General features: G+C 71.6%; 2 protein-coding genes. One reads left to right on the forward strand and one right to left on the reverse strand.

Going from position 1 to position 899, the window contains the following annotated elements; translation table 11 throughout:
- On the reverse strand, window positions 1-256 hold a 256-nt coding region (locus tag MTQ10_RS30785; RefSeq protein ID WP_247474105.1), incomplete at its 3' end, for a LysE family transporter.
- Window positions 257-338: 82 nt separating this feature from the next.
- On the opposite strand from MTQ10_RS30785, the gene MTQ10_RS30790 reads away from it, so the two are divergent.
- On the forward strand, window positions 339-791 hold the full coding sequence (locus MTQ10_RS30790; protein WP_247474107.1) for an Lrp/AsnC family transcriptional regulator: 453 nt from the start codon (window positions 339-341) through the stop codon (window positions 789-791).
- Window positions 792-899 lie beyond the last annotated feature (108 nt).

Here is an 899-nt window from a genome sequence, read left to right on the forward strand (position 1 = left end):
ACCCCAGCCACAGCAGATACGCCGCCCCCGCCACCGTCAGCGCGGTGAGCAGCTCCGGGGACCCGGCGACCAGGACGGCGAGGCCCGCCGAGGCCAACACGGTGTGCAGCCCGTACCCGGCGACCAGCCCCGCCACCGCCACGGTCACCGACCGGCCGCGCAGGCCCGCCGCGATCGCGTACGCCCAGTCGGCGCCCGGCACGCAGACCAGCAGGAAGTCGACGGCGAGGAAGGAGAGGAGGGTTCCGGAGTGCATATCGGCGAGATTAGGCGCGATACGGCCGAAAGTGTTCCCGAACTTTCTCGGGCAACCCCCGCTGTGGGGGAGAATCTGCCCCATGGACGACGTGGACCGGAAAATCCTTGCCGAGCTGCAACAGGACGGGCGGCTGACCGTGACCGAGCTGGCCGCACGGGTACGCCTCAGTGTCTCGCCCTGCCACCGGCGGCTGCGCGAGCTGGAGCGGTCCGGCGCGATCAGCGGCTACCGGGCGCTGGTCGACCCGACGGCCGTCGGGCTGAACTTCGAGGCGCTGGTCTTCGTCTCGATGCGGCAGGAGGACCGGGAGACGGTCGTGGAGTTCGAGCACGCGCTGAGCGAGGTGGAGGAAGTGGTGGAGGCGCAGCGGCTGTTCGGCGAGCCGGACTATCTGCTGCGGGTCGTCACCGCCGACCTCGCCGCGTACCAGCGGCTGTACGACGAACGGCTGGCCGCCCTGCCGGGCGTGCAGCGGCTGACGTCGACGCTGGTGATGAAGCACGTGGTGAAGGACCGCCCGCTGCCCGCGTGACGTGAGCACCCAGAAGGCACGACAGGACTCGGGACGGCTCGGGGCACGGCATGCGCGCGCACGGGCGGTCACGACGGGACACTCCGCCGGACAGGGGGGAGCGGGCGG

The sequence above is a fragment of the Streptomyces sp. XM83C genome (assembly GCF_023072675.1).
Lineage (GTDB): Bacteria > Actinomycetota > Actinomycetes > Streptomycetales > Streptomycetaceae > Streptomyces > Streptomyces thermocoprophilus.